The 22122-nt window shown below is 36.1% G+C and carries 19 protein-coding genes and 1 riboswitch; of the genes, 16 read left to right on the forward strand and 3 right to left on the reverse strand.

The window, feature by feature from the left end:
- Nucleotides 1-2 precede the first annotated feature (2 nt).
- The 11 genes from yfmF to BBF96_RS04545 all read left to right on the forward strand — a co-directional run bounded on the left by yfmF (nucleotide 3) and on the right by BBF96_RS04545 (nucleotide 11951).
- Nucleotides 3-1322: an EF-P 5-aminopentanol modification-associated protein YfmF gene (gene yfmF / locus BBF96_RS04495; protein ID WP_127016038.1), complete on the forward strand. Its 1320-nt coding sequence runs from the start codon at nucleotides 3-5 to the stop codon at nucleotides 1320-1322.
- A complete protein-coding gene (gene yfmH / locus BBF96_RS04500; protein ID WP_127016039.1) occupies nucleotides 1291-2586 on the forward strand; it encodes an EF-P 5-aminopentanol modification-associated protein YfmH in 1296 nt (431 codons plus the stop codon). Before yfmF ends, yfmH begins: the two co-directional genes overlap by 32 nt.
- A 15-nt stretch (nucleotides 2587-2601) precedes the next feature.
- A complete protein-coding gene (mnmH, locus tag BBF96_RS04505) occupies nucleotides 2602-3669 on the forward strand; it encodes a tRNA 2-selenouridine(34) synthase MnmH (RefSeq protein ID WP_127016040.1) in 1068 nt (355 codons plus the stop codon).
- A 141-nt stretch (nucleotides 3670-3810) separates the two neighbouring features.
- Nucleotides 3811-5031, forward strand: a complete 1221-nt coding sequence (locus BBF96_RS04510; RefSeq protein WP_127016041.1) for an MFS transporter — start codon at nucleotides 3811-3813, stop codon at nucleotides 5029-5031.
- A 29-nt stretch (nucleotides 5032-5060) separates the two neighbouring features.
- On the forward strand, nucleotides 5061-6185 hold the full coding sequence (locus BBF96_RS04515; protein WP_127016042.1) for an MFS transporter: 1125 nt from the start codon (nucleotides 5061-5063) through the stop codon (nucleotides 6183-6185).
- Between the two features lie 195 nt (nucleotides 6186-6380).
- Nucleotides 6381-7883 carry a sodium-dependent transporter gene (locus BBF96_RS04520; protein WP_127016043.1) on the forward strand — a complete coding sequence of 501 codons (1503 nt, stop codon included), beginning with the start codon at nucleotides 6381-6383 and terminating at the stop codon, nucleotides 7881-7883.
- Between the two features lie 12 nt (nucleotides 7884-7895).
- Nucleotides 7896-8000, forward strand: coding sequence for a MetS family NSS transporter small subunit (locus BBF96_RS17355; RefSeq protein WP_127016044.1), 105 nt, complete (start codon nucleotides 7896-7898; stop codon nucleotides 7998-8000).
- 175 nt (nucleotides 8001-8175) lie between these two features.
- Nucleotides 8176-9414, forward strand: a complete 1239-nt coding sequence (locus BBF96_RS04530) for an MFS transporter (RefSeq protein WP_127016045.1) — start codon at nucleotides 8176-8178, stop codon at nucleotides 9412-9414.
- A 158-nt stretch (nucleotides 9415-9572) separates the two neighbouring features.
- On the forward strand, nucleotides 9573-10241 hold the full coding sequence (gene sdaAB, locus BBF96_RS04535; protein WP_127016046.1) for an L-serine ammonia-lyase, iron-sulfur-dependent subunit beta: 669 nt from the start codon (nucleotides 9573-9575) through the stop codon (nucleotides 10239-10241).
- Between the two features lie 15 nt (nucleotides 10242-10256).
- Complete coding sequence (gene sdaAA, locus BBF96_RS04540) at nucleotides 10257-11144, forward strand: L-serine ammonia-lyase, iron-sulfur-dependent, subunit alpha (RefSeq protein WP_127016047.1); 888 nt, start codon at nucleotides 10257-10259, stop codon at nucleotides 11142-11144.
- Between the two features lie 138 nt (nucleotides 11145-11282).
- Nucleotides 11283-11951: a nitrite/sulfite reductase domain-containing protein gene (locus BBF96_RS04545; RefSeq protein ID WP_127018185.1), complete on the forward strand. Its 669-nt coding sequence runs from the start codon at nucleotides 11283-11285 to the stop codon at nucleotides 11949-11951.
- A gap of 90 nt (nucleotides 11952-12041) precedes the next feature.
- On the opposite strand, the gene BBF96_RS04550 is transcribed toward BBF96_RS04545, so the two are convergent.
- The 3 genes from BBF96_RS04550 to ychF are packed head-to-tail and all read right to left on the reverse strand — an operon-like array spanning nucleotide 12042 to nucleotide 14971.
- Nucleotides 12042-13184: a CD0519/CD1768 family membrane protein gene (locus tag BBF96_RS04550; RefSeq protein ID WP_205665713.1), complete on the reverse strand. Its 1143-nt coding sequence runs from the start codon at nucleotides 13182-13184 to the stop codon at nucleotides 12042-12044.
- 35 nt (nucleotides 13185-13219) lie between these two features.
- Entirely contained in the window at nucleotides 13220-13864 is a 645-nt protein-coding gene (locus tag BBF96_RS04555; protein WP_127016048.1) for an HAD-IA family hydrolase, read from the reverse strand.
- 27 nt (nucleotides 13865-13891) lie between these two features.
- Entirely contained in the window at nucleotides 13892-14971 is a 1080-nt protein-coding gene (gene ychF / locus BBF96_RS04560) for a redox-regulated ATPase YchF (RefSeq protein ID WP_127016049.1), read from the reverse strand.
- Nucleotides 14972-15559: 588 nt separating this feature from the next.
- On the opposite strand from ychF, the gene BBF96_RS04565 reads away from it, so the two are divergent.
- The 5 genes from BBF96_RS04565 to nuoF all read left to right on the forward strand — a co-directional run bounded on the left by BBF96_RS04565 (nucleotide 15560) and on the right by nuoF (nucleotide 22109).
- On the forward strand, nucleotides 15560-16384 hold the full coding sequence (locus BBF96_RS04565; RefSeq protein WP_127016050.1) for a DegV family protein: 825 nt from the start codon (nucleotides 15560-15562) through the stop codon (nucleotides 16382-16384).
- A 63-nt stretch (nucleotides 16385-16447) separates the two neighbouring features.
- Nucleotides 16448-16562, forward strand: a riboswitch (FMN riboswitch).
- Between the two features lie 317 nt (nucleotides 16563-16879).
- Complete coding sequence (locus tag BBF96_RS04570) at nucleotides 16880-17440, forward strand: ECF transporter S component (RefSeq protein WP_127016051.1); 561 nt, start codon at nucleotides 16880-16882, stop codon at nucleotides 17438-17440.
- 745 nt (nucleotides 17441-18185) lie between these two features.
- On the forward strand, nucleotides 18186-18689 hold the full coding sequence (locus tag BBF96_RS04575; RefSeq protein ID WP_127016052.1) for an NADH-quinone oxidoreductase subunit NuoE family protein: 504 nt from the start codon (nucleotides 18186-18188) through the stop codon (nucleotides 18687-18689).
- Nucleotides 18686-19048 (forward strand): (2Fe-2S) ferredoxin domain-containing protein, encoded by a 363-nt coding sequence (locus tag BBF96_RS04580; protein ID WP_127016053.1) that lies wholly within the window; start codon nucleotides 18686-18688, stop codon nucleotides 19046-19048. Before BBF96_RS04575 ends, BBF96_RS04580 begins: the two co-directional genes overlap by 4 nt.
- A gap of 25 nt (nucleotides 19049-19073) precedes the next feature.
- Nucleotides 19074-22109 (forward strand): NADH-quinone oxidoreductase subunit NuoF, encoded by a 3036-nt coding sequence (gene nuoF / locus BBF96_RS04585; RefSeq protein WP_418655003.1) that lies wholly within the window; start codon nucleotides 19074-19076, stop codon nucleotides 22107-22109.
- Nucleotides 22110-22122 lie beyond the last annotated feature (13 nt).

Below are 22122 nucleotides of genomic sequence, written 5' to 3' on the forward strand. Positions count from 1 at the left end.
CGATGAAGAAGACAATTGATTATAGGCGGATCAAAATTAAAGAAGGTATCGACTTACATCTGCTTAAAACATCTAAGTTTAAAACTACAATGATAAAGATTTACTTACAGGAGCAGCTCCGAAAGGAGACTGCTCCTATGGTTGCTTTAATCTCCTATCTTTTATTTAGGGGAACTAATAATCGGCCTACCACTCTTGAGATGATGAGGTATTTGGAAGAACTTTATGGTGCTGATTTATCAGCGGATGTGCAGAAGCTAGGGGAGTGTCAGTATTTAACTTTGACTCTAGAGTTAATTAACCGTCATTACCTTCCCGGTTCACGTGATCTTTTGGATGAAGGTTTAGCATTTATTCTGGATGTGCTGACAAATCCTCGAACAGTCAATGGGAAATTTGCCGAAGATTATTTTGCTCAGGAGAAGACTGTTTTAAAGGATGATATCAACAGTCTTTTTGATGACAAATCCAAATATGCCAATCAGCGGTGTATTCAACTAATGTGTCCAGATGAACCTTTTGGTATTTACAAATATGGTTCTATAAAGTATTTAGAGAAAATAACTAATGAGGATTTGTATAGTTATTATAGAAATCTTTTGAGAAATAATCCAATCCATATATTTATTGTTGGTGATATTATAGAAACTGAAGTGGTAGAAAAAGTTGAAAAAGCTTTTTTAGATTTTAAACCTAGATCCATTATTATTTCACCGATAGTTGCTCAGAAAAAAAAGGTTATTTCTCAAAAAGTGATTGAGGAAGCGGATATTCGACAGGGGAAATTAGCCATTGGTTATCGGACTAATATTACCAGGCGTTCCCCTGAATATTATGCTTTATATGTATTTAATGGAATATTTGGTTCCCAGCCTCATTCCAAACTCTTTCAAAATGTCAGGGAGAAAGCCAGCCTGGCCTATTATATCTATAGCTGGTTCGATTCTACAAAAGGGATTCTACAGGTTTCATCAGGTATTGAATCATCTAATCTTGAAAAGGTTTTACAAATTGTTGATGAGCAACTTAAGGCTATTAAAGAAGGAAAGATTACTCGCAAAGAGTTAGATTTTACTAAAAAAGCCTATTACCGTAATTTTCAATACCTATTAGATGATAATGAAGCATTGATAGATTCCTGTATGGTAGAGATAACCAATGGACTTGAGCCGGTTTTAGAAGAGTTGATTAAAGAGATAGATAAAGTGACTTTAGAAGATGTTCAAGCAGTAGCTAGTAAAATTGAATTGGATACCATTTATTTTCTTAAAGGTAAGGAGGGGGCTAAAGATGAAGCAGGTAATGTTGAAGAAAATGCATGACCCCGTTATTGATGAAACTATTTATTTTGATGTGCTGGAAAATGGGCTCCCTGTTTATATTATGCCGAAAGTGGGCTTTAAACAAAAATATGCTGCCTTCGCAACCAATTATGGTTCTATCGATAATAGATTTCGGGTTGCAGGAGAAAAAAATATAGTGACAGTTCCCAATGGAATTGCTCATTTTCTTGAACACAAAATGTTTGAAGATGAGGATGTTAATGTTTTTGATAAATTTGCTTATTATGGTGCCAATGTAAATGCATATACTACCTATACTACTACCAGTTATTTTTTCGATACATGTGATAACTTTGCCGAATGTCTGGAACTACTTTTGGATTTTGTTCAATATCTCTATTTGACTGACGAAACTGTGGAAAAAGAAAAAGGAATCATTGCTCAGGAGATTTTAATGTATGAGGACGATCCTGATTGGATGGCATATTTAAACTTACTTAAAGCTCTTTTTCATGTCCATCCTGTTCGGGAGGATATTGCCGGAACGATAGAAAGCATTTCTCAGATTAACCGGGAATTAATATTAAAATGTTATAATATCTTTTATCATCCCAGCAACATGATACTATTTGTCGTAGGTGATCTGGATCCCGAATGGGTTTTTGAATTGGTATATGAGAATCAAATAAAAAAAGATTATACCATTCAGCCTTTTATTGAACGTTTTTATCCAAATGAACCGAAGACTATTTTTAAAAAGCGGGTTGAAAGTTCAATGCCCGTTTCACGCCCAATCTATAAATTGGGCTTTAAAGAGCAGAAGACTGGAGAAGATGGTAATTTACTGCTGAAAAAAGAGCTGGCTACCAACATGTTGTTAGAAATTCTGGTCGGTAAGGGATCAGAACTCTATCAAAAGTTATATGCTTCAGGTCTTATTGATGATAGTTTTTCTATTTCTTATTCTGGAGAAAGGGATCATGGAATGACAGTTCTTGGAGGTCAAACCAGTGATCCAGAGAGACTTCATGCTGCCCTTATTGAAGGGATCCAGGCAAAGATGGGTCAGATTAAAGAGGAGGAGCTAGAACGTGTAAGAAAGCGGCTAATAGGAGATTATATTACTATCTTTGATTCTTTAAGTTCCATTGTTCAAAATTTTATTGCCTATCATTTTAGAAATATGAATCTGTTTCATGAACTTAAAATTCTTAATGAGATTACATTGGATTATCTTGAAGAACGTTTTGAAGAACATTTTAATCTCGCTAATCATGCTGTATCCATCATATATCCATTATAAAAGAAGGGATGGATTATGAAAGATATAAAAGTAGAAGAAGCATTAAAGCTCAAAAATCCAATATTTATTGATGTTCGTTCTCCAGGTGAGTTTGCTGAGGGCACGATTCCTGGAGCAGTGAATATTCCACTTTTCTCTGATGAGGAGAGAGCCGAGATTGGAACAATTTATAAAAATATAGGACCCAAAAAGGCCCGGGAACAGGGATTGGAATATGTATCTCCTAAATTGCCTGATCTAGTCAAAACTATAGAAAAGGCAGCCGCTGATGGAATACCTATCATCTTTTGCTGGCGGGGCGGTGAAAGAAGTAAAAGTATTGGTACTATTTTGGACTTGATGAAGTTACCGGTTTACCGATTGGAAGGAGGATATAAAGCATATCGCCGCTATATTTTAGACCAATTTGCTAACTATCATTTTCCTCCTCAGGCAGTTGTTCTTCACGGATATACCGGTGTTGGAAAGACCGAAATTCTTCATCGGTTAGCTGAAATTGGACATCCTGTACTGGATCTGGAAGGTTTAGCTGGTCACCGTGGTTCAGTCTTTGGGAGTATTGGAATTAAAAATGTCCGTAATCAAAAACACTTTGATGCTCTTTTATATAATCGATTGGAAGAATTGAAGGATGAATCCTATATTTTGATGGAAGCAGAAAGTAAGAGAATCGGTCGAGTCCATATGCCTGACTTTCTTGTTGAGAAGAAGAAGAATGGAATACCAATTCTTATAACTGCTTCACTAGAAGTACGGGTGGAGCGCATTATTGAGGAATATGTGACTGAAAAGATTAATAAGGAATTTTTAGATCTATGTTATAGTTCTTTAAAGGCTATTGAGAAGAGATTAATTAAGCGGATTGGAAAAGCTGGATTTGTTGAACTTGAAGAGGCACTTTTTAAAGGAGATCTTAAATTTGTAGTCCGGGTTTTATTGACAGAATACTATGACCCATTATATAAATATTCCCAGGACAAATATGATCAATTTGTTCTAGTAGTAGATGCTGATGATCTTCAAAAAGCTGTCAATGAAATTGATAAATTTTTAAAAGAAAAATATCCTAAAAAGAGGTCTTAAAAACAGAAATCTTTCTCTCCTCATTTTTGAGGAGAGTTTTTTTTATTGTCTAACTTGTCTTTAAGTAACTAGTGATAAATAAGTGGAATAGGTAGAATAATAAATAGTGTTTAGTAAACCGATTGAGGTGATGTTTAAAATATGAAAAATATTTATAAAATAGGCGGTGGCGGTAAACTCCTATTGCTTATTCACGGCATTTTGACTCTGGGAATTGGTTTATCTAATATTTTTGTTAATATTTATCTCTGGCGGATTTCTAAGGATTTACAGATTCTGGCTTTATTCAATCTCTTTTTATTTATTATAGTACCCTTTACATTTATTTTTGCAGGTTGGTTGGCCAGAAATTATGACCGGCTCTGGTGTCTTCGAATTGGGGTAGTTATTCATACTGTATTTTATCTAATTATATTAATGTTAAAAAAAGCCACAGTAAACTATGTAATTCCACTGGGAATATTAAAGGGCTTAGGTGTAGGATTTTATCATCTGGCAGAACATATCCTGGTTTTTGACCTTACCAGAGATGATACCAGAGACTTTTTTAACGGTATCAATGGCTTTATTGCTGCATTTTTTGGTATGATAGCCCCTTTCATATCAGGTTTAATCATTAAAAATATGCCTGATCTAACAGGATACGGAGCTATCTTTAGTATCACTGTAATTCTTTTTATTGTGGTGGAAATTTTAAGTTTTTTTCTACATCCCCGTTTTTGCCCAGGGCCATACTGCTTCTGGCAGGTGTTAAAAAACCCTGACCCCAACTGGAGGAGAATTTTAGGAATTATCACCTTATACGGTTTAAGGACGGGAATTTTTAGTTTTCTTACCGCCCTTATGGTTTTTTTTGCCAGTGGTAATGAGTTTGTTTTGGGGAGTTTTTCTCTGGTGATGGGAGGGTTAACTCTGGTTAGTGCTTTTTGTCTAGCTTATCTGGTTAAACCGGAAAAGAGGGCTTCTTTTATTCACTTGAGTAGTATAATGTTGATTCTAGCACTGATAGTTTTGCTCTGGCGTAGTGATTGGATTGGAGTTTTAATTTTTGGAGTCCTGACCGGACTCTTTGATCCGTTTTTTGATATTCCTTTTGAGAGTTTAAGTTTTAAGGTTATTGAGAATGATACCATCGATAATGATTTACGGATTGAGTATATTGTAGCAAGAGAACTTCCCTTAAATCTTGGTCGGGTTGTAAGTATTTCACTTTTCTATTTCTTATTGGGCAAAGAAATGGATTTAAATAGATTCAGGATTTATTTGGCTTTTCTGATTCCAGCACCGCTCATTATTTCTATTTTATTAAAGGGAATATGTTTTTCGAATAAAAGAAGAGGCTCAGGAATAAAAATGGAATAGGTTAAATAAAAAGGCGAGGGATTATATCGATGGGCCGCTTTAAATTATTTTATTTTTTACTTTATGTCAGTTTTACTACTCATCATTTTTTGAATTTATATTTTCGAGAGATTGGTCTATCAGGGGTAGAGATTGGTACCATTAAAGCGGCTTCAGCTTTAGTGATGATTTTCAGTCAACCAATATGGGGTTTTCTTTGTGACTTTTTAAAATTACGTAAAGTCCTTCTGAATTTATTACTTTTTGCTGCTGGATTAACTTTTATTTTGATTTCTTTACAAAAAGTTTTTTTCTTGATTTTAGTTAGTGCTATAGTTTATGGTTTTTTTAAAAGTCCAATTATTCCGGTGGCAGATAGTATTGTTATGATTGAGGTAAAAGGAGATAGCAGCAAATATAGTCAAATACGGCTCTGGGGTGGAGTTGGACTTACTGCCTCTGTAATTTTAATGGGTTATTATTTTAATCATTCAGAATTGCAAAATCTATTCTTTGTCTATCTGATTTTTACTTATCTGGCCCTTATTCTGACCCTGTTTTTGCCCAGTGGGAAGGAATGTTCTTTAACTAATAAGTTAATGTTAAAAGATTTTGCCCAACTTATTAAATACCCGGGTTTAATGAAAATTATGTTGGCAATCCTATTATTGCAGATAGGAGCATTTATTATTGATGGTTTTTTTGGCCTATATATAAAGGAGCAGATTGGAAGTGAGGTTACTCTGGGATGGGCTTTGACTTTAGCTGGTATATCTGAGATTATTGCATATCGCTATTTGGGTAGATTGAAATCTGTTTTTTCGGCTAGAAATTTATTAATTATTAGTGCAACAGCTTCAGCTATTCGCTGGTATTTATATGCCAGGTCTACTCTGGTCATTCAGATTCTTTTACTTCAGTTATTGCATGGAATCACTTTTGGATTTTTTTATATTTCTTCTGTGACTTATGTTAATCAGCTATTACCTCTAAAGTTTGCAACATCCGGACAGACATTACTTTGGGCAGTGGCTTATGGGCTAGCTTCAGTTTTGGGAAGTATTATTGGAGGGATTTTATATGATCATTGGAATTATCAAGTGCTCTTTGCTGTGGCGTCTCTTCTTGCCGTTTTTTCTATATTCTTTTTTCTTAAGATTAAGTCAAAAAAATGAAAAAAATCCATATAGAAATAAAATTAAAATTTTCTATATTTATAAGAAGGATTTTTTTAGCTTGTAGAGTAATTTTATTTAATAAAGATAAAATTAAGTAAAGTTTAAGGGAGGTGAAAAGAGAGGAGGAGAGTAGTTAATCTATCCAAAACTAATACTTTAAAATAATCATAATAAGAAGGGAGTAGATGAGTAATGCAAAGAGATCGTTGGACGAATAGACTAGCATTTGTGTTGGCTGCAATTGGTTCTGCAGCTGGTTTAGGTAATGCCTGGCGCTTTCCGTATATGGCATATGAAAACGGTGGTGGAGCCTTTTTAATTCCTTATTTCATAGCTCTTTTAACTACAGGTTTACCACTGATTGTAATGGAGTATGCATTGGGTCAGAAGTATCAGCAGGGAGCTCCAGGAACTTTAGCTAAGATTAAAAAACCTTTTGAAAGCTTTGGCTGGTTTGCTGTACTGGCAGGTGCGGTAATTACTACTTATTATGCTGTTATTATGGGTTGGATCTGGGTTTATTTGAAGGCCTGCTTTAAAGTTGAATGGGCAGGAAATGCAGGTGAATTTTTTGAAAATAGTATTTTGCAAATATCCTCTGGCCCTGGTGAATTGGGTGGTCTAGCTATACCTGTTGTTATTGGTCTTGCCATTACCTGGATTACTATTTATTATATCTTAAGAAATGGTGTTAAAGACGTAGGTAAGGTTGTACTTATTACAGTTCCAGCTCCTGTAATTCTTATGGGAATACTGGTTATTCGTGCTTTGACTTTACCAGGAGCTATTGAAGGTATCAATTATTATTTAACTCCTGACTTTTCTAAATTGCTTGATGTAAAAGTCTGGATCGATGCTTATTCTCAGATATTCTTTACCTTAAGTTTAGGATTCGGAATTATGATTGCCTATGCAAGTTATATGCCTGAGGATTCAGATATAACCAACAATGCGATGATAACTGTATTCGCTAACTCAGGAATTAGTTTCCTGGCTGGTTTTGCTGTATTCGGTACTTTAGGTTATATGGCACATGTACAGGGAGTACCTGTTTCTGAAGTAGCAGCTGGTGGTCCTGGCCTGGCCTTTGTAGTATATCCAGAGGCAATAAATATGCTTCCTGGTGGTTCGGTAGTAGCAGGTATTTTTGGTCTTATCTTTTTCTTAATGCTTCTCACTCTGGGTATTGACTCAGCCTTCTCCATTGTTGAAGCTGGAATTGCAGGATTGGAAGATAAGTGGGGTTGGAAACGGAAGAAAGTAACATTCTGGTTCTGTTTGATCTCCTTTGTTATTGGTTTGCTCTATGCTACTAAGGCAGGACTATATTGGCTGGATATTGTTGACCACTGGGTTAATAATTTTGGTCTGACTATTGCTGGTCTTCTGGAACTGATTGTAGTTGGTTGGATTTTAAAACCTAAAACTCTGCGAGATTACTTTAATCCAATTTCTGAGTTTAAATTCGGTGCATGGTGGGATTTCTGTATCAAATATTTATCCCCAGCTGTCTTGATTTATCTGATTGTTAACCAGTTAATCAAGGAATTTAAAGTTCCATATGAAGGTTATGATCAGTTATATCTTTGGATTGGCGGTTGGGGTGTTCTTATAGCTATGGCAGTACTGGCAATGATTCTCGGTACAGTTAAATCATCTGTTAGTATTAACGTTGATGAGAGCAAATCGGTATAAAGGAGGAGTATTATGAATTTTTCGGCAATTATAATGCTCATTTTTGGTTGTGTGGTTTTATACGGTGGGTTATGGGTTTGTTTAAAACGTGCATCTAAATCAAAAAAAGTTGATTAAAAATGGATAAAAAGCCGGGTGTTATTATGACATCCGGCTTTTTTACGTTCAAATGATATTTTAACTTAGGCCGTTTTAAGAAAAATATGTTTTAGAAAATACCAATATATAAAAGGAAAAATAATTATTGACGTAGAATATAATATTAAGGTTAAATTTGAAAGGAGATTTAGTAATGAACCAATGGGCAGCTAATGTACGCAAATTTTATTATTTTAAGTTTTTTACTATTTTTAATATTATTAATCCAATTTTAATTTATTATATGTTGGAAAAAGGTTTAACTGTTGGAGACATTTTTCTTTTATCTGCTATACAGCGAATTTTCGGTATCATTATTGAAGTTCCTACTGGGGCATTGTCTGATTTAAAGGGGCATAAATATAATCTGATGCTTGGAACTCTTTCTTTTTCCGTAAGTTGTCTCATTTTTACTTTTTCCAGTACATTTATGGGTTTTTTAGTGGCAGAAGTTTTTATGGCAATGGCTGGAGCTTTTATATCTGGAGCTGATACAGCATTTGTTTATGAGAGTCTGGAAATGTATAATGCTGAAAGTACCTATGAAAAAGTCTATGGGCGGATGCGGTCACTTCAATTTGGGGTAACTGCTGTTGCAATTTTTATTGCAGGATTTTTAGCTGAAATTGCCTGGGAACTTCCTTTTTATATAGCAATAGTTTTTGCTTTAATTGCATTTGCCATCAGTTGTACTTTTGTAGAACCAGTAAAAAAAAGGGATGAAGATTTGTTCAGCAGTAAAGAACGTTATTGTCAATATTATCTGACCATTAGAGATGCCTGTAAGATTTCTTTTAAAAATGTAGAACTGAGATGGTTTTTGGTCTTTGCTTCTCTTCTTTCTGTGGGATTAAGAACTGTTGAAGATTTTTATCAAGTTTACATGAAAGAAGGATTGGATTCACCTGTATCCCATTCAGGAATTATATATGCCCTTTTATTTATCTGTTCAAGTATTTTTTCCAACTATACATCAGTGGGAATTAAAAAATTGGGATATGAACGAATGTTTTATCTTCTGCCTGGTCTGGGTTTAATCACTGCCTTTGGGATGATTCTTTTTAAACACCAATTGACCTTTTTACTCTTTTTTTTACCTTACATTTCCCTGGGTTATACCCCAGTTTTAGTGAGTGGTTATTTACATAAACGGACCAGTCCTGGTCAACGGGCTACAATTCTCTCATTAAGACAGATGATGCGAAAGGTTATTTATGCTATTGCCAGTCCTCTTTTAGGGTGGAGTTGTGACCTTTGGGGAATGGAAGTTGCTTTACTTATGGCAGCAACTATATTAATTATTACCATGGTACTGCCCGTGGTTTATAAACAGAAATATAATCTAAATTATGAATATTCCGGTTCTGATGTAAAGATTACCACAATACGATAAGGTTTAAATAACCCTCTGGGATGATAATTCTAGAGGGTTTTTTGTGTTTCAGTGAAGTGAAAATAAAAAATTTTCGATTTAATCCTGGAATTCTCCTGATTGCTATTATATAATATTTAAAGTGATGAAGAAAATTAATATTGGGAGTTGAATATAAAATGGAGAAATTAAGTATTTTTGAGGTGATGGGACCGATTATGATTGGTCCGTCCAGTTCTCATACAGCTGGAGCTGTCAGAATTGGGAATATGGCTCGAAAACTTTTAGATGAAGAGCCAAAAGTGATGAAAATTTATTTTCATGGATCTTTTGCAGAAACGTATAAAGGTCATGGGACAGATGTAGCAATAGTGGGTGGCCTGTTGGGTTTTGGCCCGGATGATGAACGGATTTGTAATTCTCTTGATATCGCTAAGGAAAAAGGAATTCAGGTAGAATTTTATCGTTTTGAAATGCCAAATGCCCATCCTAATACCATAAAATTGGAACTAACCCGGTTTGATGGTACTACCCTGGAAGTTGTAGGCTCTTCCATAGGAGGTGGAGAAATTCGAATTACCCGGATTAATAGGTTCAGTGTTAATTTGACCGGAAAATATCCGACTGTCTGGATTTTGCATATAGATAAACCCGGTATTATCGCCAAAGTAACTTCCACATTAGCATTAAATGGAATTAATATAGCCTTTATGGAGGTTTTTCGTGAGGATAAAGGAGCATTAAGTTCGATGGTTATTCAAACTGACCAGGATGTTAGTGAGGATGTGGTTAGAGAGATTAATTCTTTTATCGGTGTTAAATTATGCCGTTATATTCAACCTATTTAAAGTGGGTGATATTGGATGCTTAAATTATATTCTATTGAAGAATTGGTTAAAAAAGCTGAAGAGACAAACCGCCCTATTAGTGATCTGGTAGTTGAATATGAAATGAATACTTCTGATTTGGCCCGGGAAGAAATCTTTAACCGAATGGCTGCAAATTTACAGGTTATGAAAGAAGCTATAGAAAAAGGTATGCAACAGACTGTTCCAACCAAAAGTGGAATGATCAGTGATGAAGCTAGACGGATGGCAGCGGTGGTTCAGGAAGGAAAAACTCTGGCTGGTGGTATAGTTCCTCTGGCCTTAGCGAAAGCGTTAGCTGTAGCAACGGTGAATGCAACTATGGGAAAGATTGTTGCCGGACCTACAGCCGGTTCATGTGGAATTATACCTGGAGCGTTACTGGCAGTAGCAGAAGTTAAAAAGCTAGATGATGAAAAGATAATCCGGGGACTTTTGACTGCTGCTGGATTAGGCACAGTGGTGGCACGTAAAGCTACCCTGGCTGGCGCTGCTGGAGGCTGTCAAGCTGAATGCGGTGTAGCATCTGCAATGGCAGCTGGGGGAATTGTGGAAATGATGGAAGGTACGCCGGCACAGGTAAGTGCGGCTTTTGCCCTGGCGTTGAAGAACATGCTAGGTCTTGTTTGTGATCCGGTAGCAGGTCTGGTGGAGGTTCCGTGTGTTAAACGAAATGCTATGGCTGCTTCCCATGCTATTGCTGCAGCAGAACTGGCGCTTGCGGGTATCAAGAGTGTGATTCCAGCTGATGAGGTAGTAGAAGCGATGGGCGAAATAGGTGATGCTCTACCCAAAAGTTTAAAAGAGACTGCGCGTGGAGGATTGGCTGTAACTGCTACTGGAAAAAGAATTGCTGAGGAGTTTTTAGGAGATGGGATTAAGTAATCTAAATTTTATTTAGGTCAAGATGTGCATAGTTTTCCTCCAAAAATCGAAAACTATATATAGTTTCGATTAAGGAGGGGACAAATTTTGGAAGAGAAGCTGGATCATCGCTTTTTGCACAGCAATACCAATAAGGATATGTTGGAAAAAGGTGCTATTGTCCAGCGTGATGGTGAAACATATGCTATTGCGCCTCATTTGCCCGGCGGTTTAGTTGATGCAGATACTTTAATTAAAATTGGGGAAGTTGCCAAAAAGTATAATGCTGCTACATTAAAGGTAACCAACGCTCAGCGGATTGCTATTGTGGGCATTAAAAAAGAAGATGTGGATAAGATCTGGGCCGATTTGGGGATGAAACCGGGTGCGGCAATCGGTCTCTGTGTTAGAAGTATTAAGTTTTGTCCCGGAACAACCTTTTGCAAAAGAGGACAACAGGATTCGGTAAGCCTAGGCATGGAATTGGATAAACGATATCATGGGTTTCCTCTGCCGGGTAAATTTAAAATTGCTGTTAGTGGCTGTGCCAATCGGTGTACCGATATAGCTCATCGTGATATTGGAATTATGGGTACACCTCGTGGATTTAACATCTATATAGGTGGAACAGGTGGAGTAATACCTAGAGAAGGAGAACTTTTAATGGAACACTGTACAGGTGAAGAAGTATTAACTATTGTTGATCAAATTATCAATTTTTATAAAGAAAATGCACAACGTAATGATCGTTTAGGTCGCCTTATTGACCGGATTGGATTTGAAAAATTTAAAAAAGAGGTATTGAATAAAGTATCACTTAGCCAATGATAGGTCCCGGTATTAATGCTGGGGTGTTTTTGGTTTGACCCTGTAAGAACTATACAAAAAACCAGGTGCTGAACCTGGTTTTTATCATTTTCAGATCAACAGCAATACTAGATGATATAAGAGGTTAGCGCTGATTCCCGCAGCCAGACCACCGATAGTATGACTAAGAATGGCTTTTGTAGTCAATTGGCGATAGCCAAGAGCGTCCATCATAGCTACATGGGTACTGAGATAACCACTCCAGCACATGCCCATAGCGGTGAAGACAGCAATATCGCCTCCACCAATGAGCCCTGCTTCTAAAAATTTAGGGATAAGTCCCAATGCAGCGCCTACAGCACCCAATGCAGTGACAGGAACAGCAATGGCTTCAGGTGAAGTAAAGCCAAAGAGAGGTTTTAAAATAGGAAAGAGGAGTTTCCCAATTTTAGGTAGGAGCCCAACTCCTTCAAAAGCAAGACCCTGATATCCAATTTCTGGATTGGCCGGGCCAAAGGTCAGGATCATGATTAAAGTACATATGACGAGAACTCCTGGAATGATAGAAAGACCAATCTCCACACCCATTTTTCCACCTTCCAAAAAAGCTTCAAGGAAGCGAAAACTCACATTTCCATCACGGATGAAGCGCCATTCTTTTGAGAATTCTTCTTCAATTTCTTTTGAACTTTCACCCAATTCTTTTTTACTATAGTAGAGCATCAAGCGAGAACTGACTATACAACCGATAATCGCTCCTAAATTTCCGATCAGCGCAGAAAAGAAAAATCCTTTTCCGATCATAAAACTGGTTACAATTAACCCCATTCCAAAAGCAGTTCCAAAGTTACAAAGAACAGGAATTTGATATTCTTTAAAATATTTTCTAAATTCTGTATCATGAACCAGGGAGATAATGGCCGGATTATCGGATAAATAAGTGGTTAAACCTCCTATAGCTGTTGCTCCGGGCATTTTGAAAATCGGTTCAATAAATGGTATTAAAAAGTTATTTAACCAGGCAACTACCCCAAATTCCACAAGAAGCCCACCTAATGCTCCACTCAGGACTGCAATGGCCATAATATACAGAATAGTATTGAGCAATAGTTCATGGGCGGTGTTCATTAAAGTTGAAAACATGTTATTAATGCCCATTGTATATGCCAGGTACCCAAAAAGTAGACCAAAGAGTAACATAAACAAATATGTTTCACGATTACCGACTTTAACACGCTTTTTTTTAGATATCATTTAAAATAGCACCCCCGTTTGGTATGTACTAAAGTTTAAGCTGCATCTAAATTTAATATTTGCAATAAATCAGTCATTTGTACTAGATAAAAATCAGGTGGATTCCCTATAAATCTTTCTTTGGGAAAAATATTCCATCCCACCAGAGCACTTTTAATCCCCGCTCTTTTTGCAGCGTCTAAATCCAGTGGGCTATCGCCTATCATCAGGGTTTCTTTTGGGTTAGCCTTTAGGAGTTTCATCCCTTTTATAATTGCTTCAGGATCGGGTTTGGCATTTTTGACTTCATCCCCACCGATTAGAAAATCAAAAAAGGGGTGGAGTTGGAAGTCGTGCAATGCCATTTCAGCAAATTTTCGGCTTTTGTTGGTAACAATACCCATTGGAATATTATGAAGTTTCAAGTGAGCTAAAACTTTTTTAACCCCGGGAAAAACCCGGGTTAGCTCTTTGCTATGTTTAGCATAGTATTCTCGATAAGTTTGACACATGGCTTTTGCCAGTTTAGGATTGAAGTAAGTCATCTGTTTGAATAGCGGTTCTCCAAAAATTTTTAAAATTTCTTGCCGCTGTATGTCATAATCCAGATGAACTTTGAGAGTGTATTCAAAAGACCGGAAGATGATTTCATTGGTATCTAAAATTGTACCATCCAGATCAAATAAAAGGTATCTAAACATTATTTACACTCCTTAATTAGAGAGAATTTAAACATTGAAACGGAAGCTTATAATATCTCCATCCTGAACGATATAATCTTTTCCTTCTAGACGAACAAGACCGGCTTCTTTACAGGCTTTCATTGAGCCATGTTTCCGTAAAGTATCGTAAGCTACAACTTCAGCCCGGATAAAACCTCGTTCGATATCAGTATGAATAGCTCTGGCTGCCTTTGGAGCAGTGACACCTTTTTTAACTGTCCAGGCCCGGACTTCATCTTTGCCGACAGTAAAAAAGGAGATCAGGCCTAGACGTTTATAAGTTGCTCTGGCAATTTTGTTGATACCGGGTTCGGTTATTCCTAATTCTTCCATAAAAAGTAATCTATCTTCTTCATCCAATTGATTAATCTCCGCTTCTATGGCAGCAGAGACTTTAACAATAGGAATCTCCTTTTCGGCCATACTGTTTTCAAATTCTTCTTTACCAGGATAATTATCATCTTTTAATTGTTGATCATCCATATTTAAGACAACAATGAGCGGTTTTTGGGTGAAGAAAGCATATCCCCGGACCAAACTTTCTTCTTCAGGAGTAAACTTTAATTGGGCGATATTCCCTTCTTTTTCTAGAATTTCACGACATTTTTCCAAAACTGGAAGTTCATGACTATGGTGTTTCATTGCCTTTTTATTGGATTTAATATTTTCGATTCGCTTTTCAACAACTGCTAGATCAGAGAAGAGAAGTTCATCGTTGATGGTCTCAAAATCCCGAAGTGGATTAATCTCTCCTTCTACATGAGGCATAGCTGGATTATTAAAAGTTCTAATTACATGAATCAAAGCATCTACATTACGTACCTGGTTTAAAAAGGAATTTCCGCTTCCTTCACCTTTACTGGCTCCTTTGACTAATGCTGGAATATCTACAAACTCAATCCGGGCATAAGTGGTCTTTTTGGGATTGTAAAGAGAAGATAGATAATCAATTCTTTCATCCGGAATTAATCCAATGGCGCTAGTTGTTTTTATCTTTCCGGAATGGGTATTAAGATTAGAGTTGGTTAATAAGTTAAATAATGTAGTTTTACCTACCATCGGTAAACCTATTATCCCGATTTTCATTTTAATCCCTCTTTCTTTAAAGATTCTTCTAACAAACCATTAACTATTATACATCAATTCTAAGAATTTTGCACGGGATTTATCAGAGTTTTTGCAGTAATTTGGGAAAGAAAAAAGGTTTCCGTGAAATTAAAAGAAGATTGAAATGGATTTTGAAACTTTATCAATAAAAAGTAGAGGATTAAACTGCAAAAGCTTATTTTGAGCGCCATAGAAATTTTTCGTTAAATCATCTTATTTCGATTGAAATTGAACTTTAGATGGTTCGAAAAATTTCTTTATGAAACGAAAAATTAGTTTTTTGCAGTAAAATCATAAAGGTTTTTTATTAAAAGTATCTAATTATAAAATTAAGAAGATGGTTTTAAGGAAGCAGATGAGATACATTATCCAGAAATTATAAAATATATTCTTTTCAAGATATTTTAGAATTTCAAGGAGGATGAAACAATAAAGAGAGACCTTAAAACTTATTTTCACAATGAAGGAAATTATGCTGAGAATCTTTCAGATGTTCACACGAATGAGGCTTTAGAATAAAATTATAAAAAGGTTTTATTCAACATTAAATTAAAGAGGAGGATTTATATGGCTATTCGAATTGTTACAGACAGTACTTCGGATTTACCAAAAGAAATATTAGAAAAATATGATATTTCTGTAGTACCTCTTACCGTGGAAATCGATGGAAAAGTTTTTCGGGATGGAGATTTGAAGGGGAAAGAATTTTTTGATTTTATGGATAAATCTGAAAATTTACCAAAAACCAGCGCGCCATCACCAAAAGCCTTTTCGGAAGTTTTTAAAAAGTTTTCTACAAAGGATGAGATTGTTTGTATTACCCTTTCATCGAAAGTTAGTAGTACTTGTCAAAGTGCTAGATTGGGAGCTGAGTTAACAGGTCGAAAAATATGGTTGATAGATTCTAAAGCTGCTTCATTAGGTTTAGGTATTTTAGCTATTTATGCTGCTGAAATGGCTAAATTAGGAAAAGGAATTCAGGAAATTATCAAAGAAATCAACCGTCGGATTGATGAAATGCATATCTTAGCTTTTCTTGATACTGCTAAAAATATAGTTAAATGCGGACGATTGAGTAAAGCTGCAGGTTCTTTAGTAAACATGCTTAACATAAAAATTCTTTTGACTAACAATGAAGGAGAAATAGAGTTTCTTACTAAAATGCGTGGAAAAAAAAGAACCTTTAGAAGGCTTTTGCAAATTATAGAAGAGTATAGCTATAATCTGGAAAATAAAATTGTTGGTATTACACATGGAGATAATTTACCTGATGCTGAAATATTAAAAGATCTCATTTTAGAAAAATTCAATCCACGGGAAGTGATTTTGAATTATATGGGAAGCTGTATTGGCACTCATATTGGACGGGGTGGGTTGACTATAAATTTTTGAATGTTTAAAGTTGCTTGACAAATAAAGCTATCTTTGTTATTCTTGAAAGTGAAAAATGTATAACATGATCTTCAGGACAGGGTGAAATTCCCGACCGGTGGTGAAAGTCCACGAGCCTTATGGCTGATCTGGTGAAATTCCAGAACCGACGGTATAGTCCGGATGGGAGAAGATATTGGATCTTTTATTATGGTTTAAAATTGCCCTGAAGGTTTGATCTTCGGGGTTTATTATTTTATGATTAAATTGTAAAAAGCTAATTTTGAGCGCCATAGAATTTTTTCGTTTAACCATCTTAGTGAGATTAAAGGAGAAATAAGGCCTCATCATAGGATGTGATGAGCTAATCAAGAGTTAGAATGACACATTGATTAGTGTACCTTATTTCGCCTGAAATCGAGCTTTAGATGGTTCGAAAAATTTCTCCTCAAGCGAAAAATTAGCTTTTTGCAGAAAAATTATTTTATAATTTTTTTAAGGAGCGTGAGAGAGATAATGAATACAAATAAAATGGCCAAAATGGCAATTCTTTCTGCTTTTTCTATAATTTTAGTAACACTTATTCATTTTCCAATTATCCCATCGGCGCCGTTTCTGGAATATGACCCAGCTGATGTACCAATTTTAATTGGAACTTTTATGTATGGCCCTCTGGCTGGACTTATGATTACTATAGTGGTATCTTTTATTCAGGCTGTTACTGTCAGTGCGGGGAGTGGATGGGTTGGTTTTGTGATGCATGTGATTGCTACCGGCACATTGGTGCTGGTTGCTGGTTCTATTTATAAAAAGAAACATACTTTTGTTGGAGCAATAATTGCTCTGGTTGCTGGTTCTCTTTCTATGACTTTAATTATGATTCCAGCTAATCTCTTCTTTACAGTAAAGTTTTGGGGAATTCCTTATGAAGTAGTTAAGGGGATGCTTCTTCCTGCAATTATTCCATTTAACTTGATTAAATCATTTGCCAATTCAGTTATTACCGTACTAATCTATAAATCCATTGCAAATATATTGCGCAGTTATCCTAAAATTACCACTGAAAATACTAAATAAAATCTTACGTCAAAAAGGTCAGATAATATATCTGGCCTTCTTAGGCTGTTGACAAAGTTAGAAGATCAACAGCCTTTTTTATATATAATAAAGAACGGTTTAGAAAAAATTAGTAAAAAAGAAAAAGTTAAATAAAAAAGAAATTATTATACAGATATTGCTGAATGAGGGGTTATATTTGATTCTTTAAAATTGTTTAATTTGTGGGTTTAGTCTATCTAATAATTAATTTTTTTATGAAGAAGATTATTTTGGTAAAAATTATTGACGAAGATATGGGTAATGTGTTAAAATAATTGACATGAAGTAATATATTGTTATCAATATAAATAACGCCAGAGATTTACTTTTTTAACCTATTGGCAACATCCTTACTCAGCAATCTGGAGTGTAATTAAGCCAATAACATTTCTGAATCAAAGTAATATTTGATGGTTATTCATAATAAGAAAAGAAAATCTAATAAAGTAGTCAGTTTTACTCCTGCTTTCGAGATTGTGAGTAAGGATTTATTAATCTCGAAAAGCAGGAGTTTTGTTTTGTGAATTCTTCATACAAATTTTTGGATAGTGTTAACTATTTTCTAAGAAGAGTTACAGCTTAATATAAACCTAATTAGATCATATTAAAAAAACTTCTAGCATAAACAAAATAGAGAAAGGGGGGATGAATACTAATTAATTTAATCAAAATTATGTGAAAATTAGTACAATTCCAAATTAACTTTGAAAGGAGGTATTTTTTCATGTCAACATTCTTAAACCAGGTGAATTGGGAAGAAATTAATCCTAAATTAGATGCACTAATTGAAAAATATCGTGGTGATCAATCAGCTTTAATTGAAGTATTGCACAGAGCTCAGGAGATTGTTGGTTTTCTTCCCGAAGAGGTGCAAGCCAAAATAGCAGAAGGATTAAATGTTTCAATGGGTGATGTCTATAGTGTGATCTCATTTTATGCTCATTTTTCAACCAAGCCAAAAGGAAAGTATCATATTTCTCTTTGTATGGGAACGGCCTGTTATGTAAAAGGAGCACCTGAAATTGTAGAAAGGTTAGAAAAGGAGCTTAATATTAAAGCAGGAGATACTACAGATGATGGAATGTATTCTTTAGAGATTGTCCGTTGTCTGGGAGCTTGTGGATTAGGGCCAGTTATGACTGTTAATGGTGAAGTTTACGGTCTTTTATCTCCAGATAAAGCTGTTTCTATTTTAAAAGAGATAAAATCAAGTGAGGTGAAAAAATGAAATCAATTGAAGAACTTCAAAAAATTAAAGATCAAGTGTTAGAGGAAATCAAACTTCGGGATAATGACTCAAATAGTATTCAAGTAGAAGTTGGGATGGGGACCTGTGGAATAGCTGCCGGTGCTAGGGAAGTGATGCAGGCTATTCTTGATGAGTTAAATAAGCGTAAGGTGACGGGAGTTAAAGTAGTTCAGACTGGTTGTATTGGTCTTTGTGCTGAGGAACCTCTGGTTATTGTTAAACAACCCAATAAAGGAACTGTTATTTATGGTAATCTGGATCCAAATAAAGCTCGCCAGATAGTTGCTCAACATCTGGTTAATGGTCTGATTATTGAAGAGTGGGTCGTCAATGAATAAAGGTAATAGTGGGAGGTGAATTAACTTGAAATTATTCCGCAACCATGTTTTAGTTTGTGCAGGAACCGGTTGTACAGCTTCTGGTACTGAAAGGGTTAAAAAGGCATTAATTGAAGAGATTAAAAAGCATAATTTAGAAGATGAAGTAAAAGTTGTTGAGACAGGATGTTTTGGCTTCTGCCGTTTTGGACCCAATATGGTTGTTTATCCTGAAGGAGTTTTTTATACGAGAGTTAAACCTGAGGATGTTCCGGAACTTGTGGAAGAGCATCTTTTAAAAGGCCGGATTGTAGAACGCCTGCTCTTTAAAGAACCGGATACAACAAAGATAACTGCTACCACTGATGATATTAAATTCTTCAAAAAACAGACCAGGATTGCATTACGTAACTGTGGACATATCAATCCAGAGTCAATAGAAGAAGCTATTGCCCGGGATGTCTATTTTGGATTAGGAAAAGTCCTGACAGAAATGACTCCTGAACAGGTAATTGAGGAAGTACTGAAGTCAGGCTTACGCGGCCGGGGGGGCGGTGGATTCCCGACAGGATTGAAATGGAAATTTGCAGCTAAAGAGGAAGCAGATCAGAAATATATTGTTTGTAATGCAGATGAAGGAGACCCAGGTGCTTTTATGGATAGAAGTATTCTGGAGGGAGATCCTCATTCTGTCATTGAGGGAATGGCTATTGCCGGTTATGCTATTGGAGCGACTAAGGGATATATTTATTGCCGAGCTGAATACCCCTTAGCCATTAAGCGGGTTAAAAAAGCCATTGAAGATGCTAGAAAACTGGGCCTATTAGGTTTCAATCTATTTGGTAGTGGATTTGACTTTGATATAGAGGTCCGCTTGGGTGCAGGAGCTTTTGTCTGTGGTGAAGAGACAGCTCTTCTAAATTCCATTGAAGGTAAACGGGGTGAACCGCGGCCTAAGCCACCTTATCCTGCATCATCTGGTCTTTGGGGTAAGCCGACAATAATTAATAATGTTGAAACTCTAGCTAATCTAGGAACTATTATCCGTAAGGGTTGGGAATGGTTCAGATCCATAGGTACGGAAAAGAGCCCGGGAACAAAAGTATTTGCTCTAGCGGGTAAAATTAAAAATAATGGTTTGGTGGAAGTCCCGATGGGGACCAGATTGGGTGAAGTTATTTTTGATATTGGTGGAGGTATTCCTAATGGTAAAAAATTTAAAGCAGCCCAGACTGGTGGCCCATCAGGGGGTTGTATTCCTATTGAACATTTAAATGTACCAATTGATTATGATTCTCTCATCGAACTGGGAACTATGATGGGGTCAGGCGGTCTTATCGTTATGGACGAAGATACATGTATGGTAGATCTGGCTAAATTCTTTTTAGAATTTGTGAAAGATGAATCATGTGGTAAGTGTACAGCCTGTCGAATTGGTATTACCCGGATGTTGGAGATTTTGGATCGAATCACCAAAGGTAAAGGTAAGATGGAAGATATTGATCTGTTGATAGAATTGGGTGAAGATATAAAAGCTTCAGCCCTCTGCGGACTGGGCCAGACTGCTCCAAATCCGGTTTTAAGTACAATTCGTTATTTTAGAGATGAATATGAATCTCATATTAAGAACCATTATTGTCCTGCTTCAGTTTGTGCAACACTCTTTAATTCACCTTGTCAAAATGCCTGTCCAGCCAATGTAGATATTCCGATCTATATTGATTTAATCAGGAAAGGAAAATATCGGGAAGCTTATGAGGTAATTCGTGAAGAAAATCCATTGCCTGTAACCTGTGGTCGGGTTTGTAATCATCCATGTGAAGGCAAGTGTAATCGCGGTAAGATGGATGATCCCATTGCAATTCGGTCGCTAAAACGGTTTGTAACAGATTATGTCCTGGAAAACGAAGGACGACTCCCGATTCCTGAAGTTGCACCTCCAAATGGTAAAAAAGTGGCTATTGTGGGTTCTGGCCCTGCTGGATTGACCTGTGCATTTTATCTGGCAAGGAAAGGTTATGAAGTAACAATCTTTGAAGCTATGCCGGTATTGGGTGGTATGTTGGTTGTGGGTATTCCTGAATACCGTTTGCCGAAAAAACTTCTAAATGAGGAAATAAAAGTAATTGAAGAGATGGGTGTGAAAGTGAAAACAAACACTAGGATTGGTGAAGATATAACTATTGATGAACTTAAAAAACAGGGATTTGATGCTATTTTCATTGCTGTAGGTGCTCACTTAGAGAGAAATATGAATATTGAAGGTGAAGAACTGGAAGGATGTATGTCTGGAACTGCTTTTTTACGTGATTTAAACCTGGGTAAAGAATACAGTTTTGAAGGTAAGAAAGTGGTTGTGGTTGGTGGTGGAAATGTAGCTATAGATGCAGCACGTTCCAGTGTACGTTTGGGAGCAGAAGAGGTAACAATTGTTTATCGCCGTGATAAGAAAGATATGCCTGCAATACCGCAAGAAATTGAAGAGGCTGAACATGAAAAGATCAAAATTGTAACTATGGTTAATCCAGTCCGGATAATTGGAAAAGATGGAAAAGTTACTGCTGTTGAGTGTATAAAAATGCGTGGTGGTGAATTTGATAAGAGTGGAAGAAGAAAACCTGTGCCAATTGAAGGTTCCAATTATACTATGCCAGCCGATATAGTTATAACAGCTATCGGTCAAGAGGTAGATATGACCTTTAACACAGATGATTTGGTAAAAACAGAGCGGGGAAAAGTATTGACTGATGAGAAAACAATGACCAATATCGAAGGTATCTTTGCTGGTGGTGACTGTGTAACAGGGCCAGATACTGTAGTAAATGCAATAAAAGTAGGTAAAAAAGCTGCCAGTGCGATTGATAAATATCTGGGTGGAGATGGTGTTATTGTCAAAGATCAGGATGTTATTCGTAGGGTTGACTATCCTCTATTAGATAACGAATGTCCACGGGAACCAATGCCCCTTCTCGGTGATAATGAGCGGTTGAATGGGTTTGCTGAAGTAGAGATGGGATATGGACTTGAAACAGCGCTAAAAGAAGCAGGACGTTGTCTGCGCTGTGATGTTAAAGATAAATAAAGGAGGGGTGAAA

The sequence above is a fragment of the Anoxybacter fermentans genome (assembly GCF_003991135.1).
GTDB lineage: Bacteria > Bacillota > Halanaerobiia > DY22613 > DY22613 > Anoxybacter > Anoxybacter fermentans.

Coding starts and splice junctions, on each gene's coding strand:
- yfmF (WP_127016038.1), top strand. CDS start 3: ATGAAGAAGACAATTGATTATAGGCGGATCAAAATTAAAGAAGGTATC.
- sdaAB (WP_127016046.1), top strand. CDS start 9,573: ATGGAGAAATTAAGTATTTTTGAGGTGATGGGACCGATTATGATTGGT.
- BBF96_RS04580 (WP_127016053.1), top strand. CDS start 18,686: ATGAAATCAATTGAAGAACTTCAAAAAATTAAAGATCAAGTGTTAGAG.
- BBF96_RS04545 (WP_127018185.1), top strand. CDS start 11,283: ATGTTGGAAAAAGGTGCTATTGTCCAGCGTGATGGTGAAACATATGCT.
- mnmH (WP_127016040.1), top strand. CDS start 2,602: ATGAAAGATATAAAAGTAGAAGAAGCATTAAAGCTCAAAAATCCAATA.
- BBF96_RS04555 (WP_127016048.1), bottom strand. CDS start 13,864: ATGTTTAGATACCTTTTATTTGATCTGGATGGTACAATTTTAGATACC.
- BBF96_RS04550 (WP_205665713.1), bottom strand. CDS start 13,184: ATGATATCTAAAAAAAAGCGTGTTAAAGTCGGTAATCGTGAAACATAT.
- BBF96_RS17355 (WP_127016044.1), top strand. CDS start 7,896: ATGAATTTTTCGGCAATTATAATGCTCATTTTTGGTTGTGTGGTTTTA.
- BBF96_RS04530 (WP_127016045.1), top strand. CDS start 8,176: ATGAACCAATGGGCAGCTAATGTACGCAAATTTTATTATTTTAAGTTT.
- BBF96_RS04565 (WP_127016050.1), top strand. CDS start 15,560: ATGGCTATTCGAATTGTTACAGACAGTACTTCGGATTTACCAAAAGAA.
- BBF96_RS04570 (WP_127016051.1), top strand. CDS start 16,880: ATGAATACAAATAAAATGGCCAAAATGGCAATTCTTTCTGCTTTTTCT.
- sdaAA (WP_127016047.1), top strand. CDS start 10,257: ATGCTTAAATTATATTCTATTGAAGAATTGGTTAAAAAAGCTGAAGAG.
- BBF96_RS04520 (WP_127016043.1), top strand. CDS start 6,381: ATGCAAAGAGATCGTTGGACGAATAGACTAGCATTTGTGTTGGCTGCA.
- BBF96_RS04515 (WP_127016042.1), top strand. CDS start 5,061: ATGGGCCGCTTTAAATTATTTTATTTTTTACTTTATGTCAGTTTTACT.
- ychF (WP_127016049.1), bottom strand. CDS start 14,971: ATGAAAATCGGGATAATAGGTTTACCGATGGTAGGTAAAACTACATTA.
- yfmH (WP_127016039.1), top strand. CDS start 1,291: ATGAAGCAGGTAATGTTGAAGAAAATGCATGACCCCGTTATTGATGAA.
- BBF96_RS04575 (WP_127016052.1), top strand. CDS start 18,186: ATGTCAACATTCTTAAACCAGGTGAATTGGGAAGAAATTAATCCTAAA.
- BBF96_RS04510 (WP_127016041.1), top strand. CDS start 3,811: ATGAAAAATATTTATAAAATAGGCGGTGGCGGTAAACTCCTATTGCTT.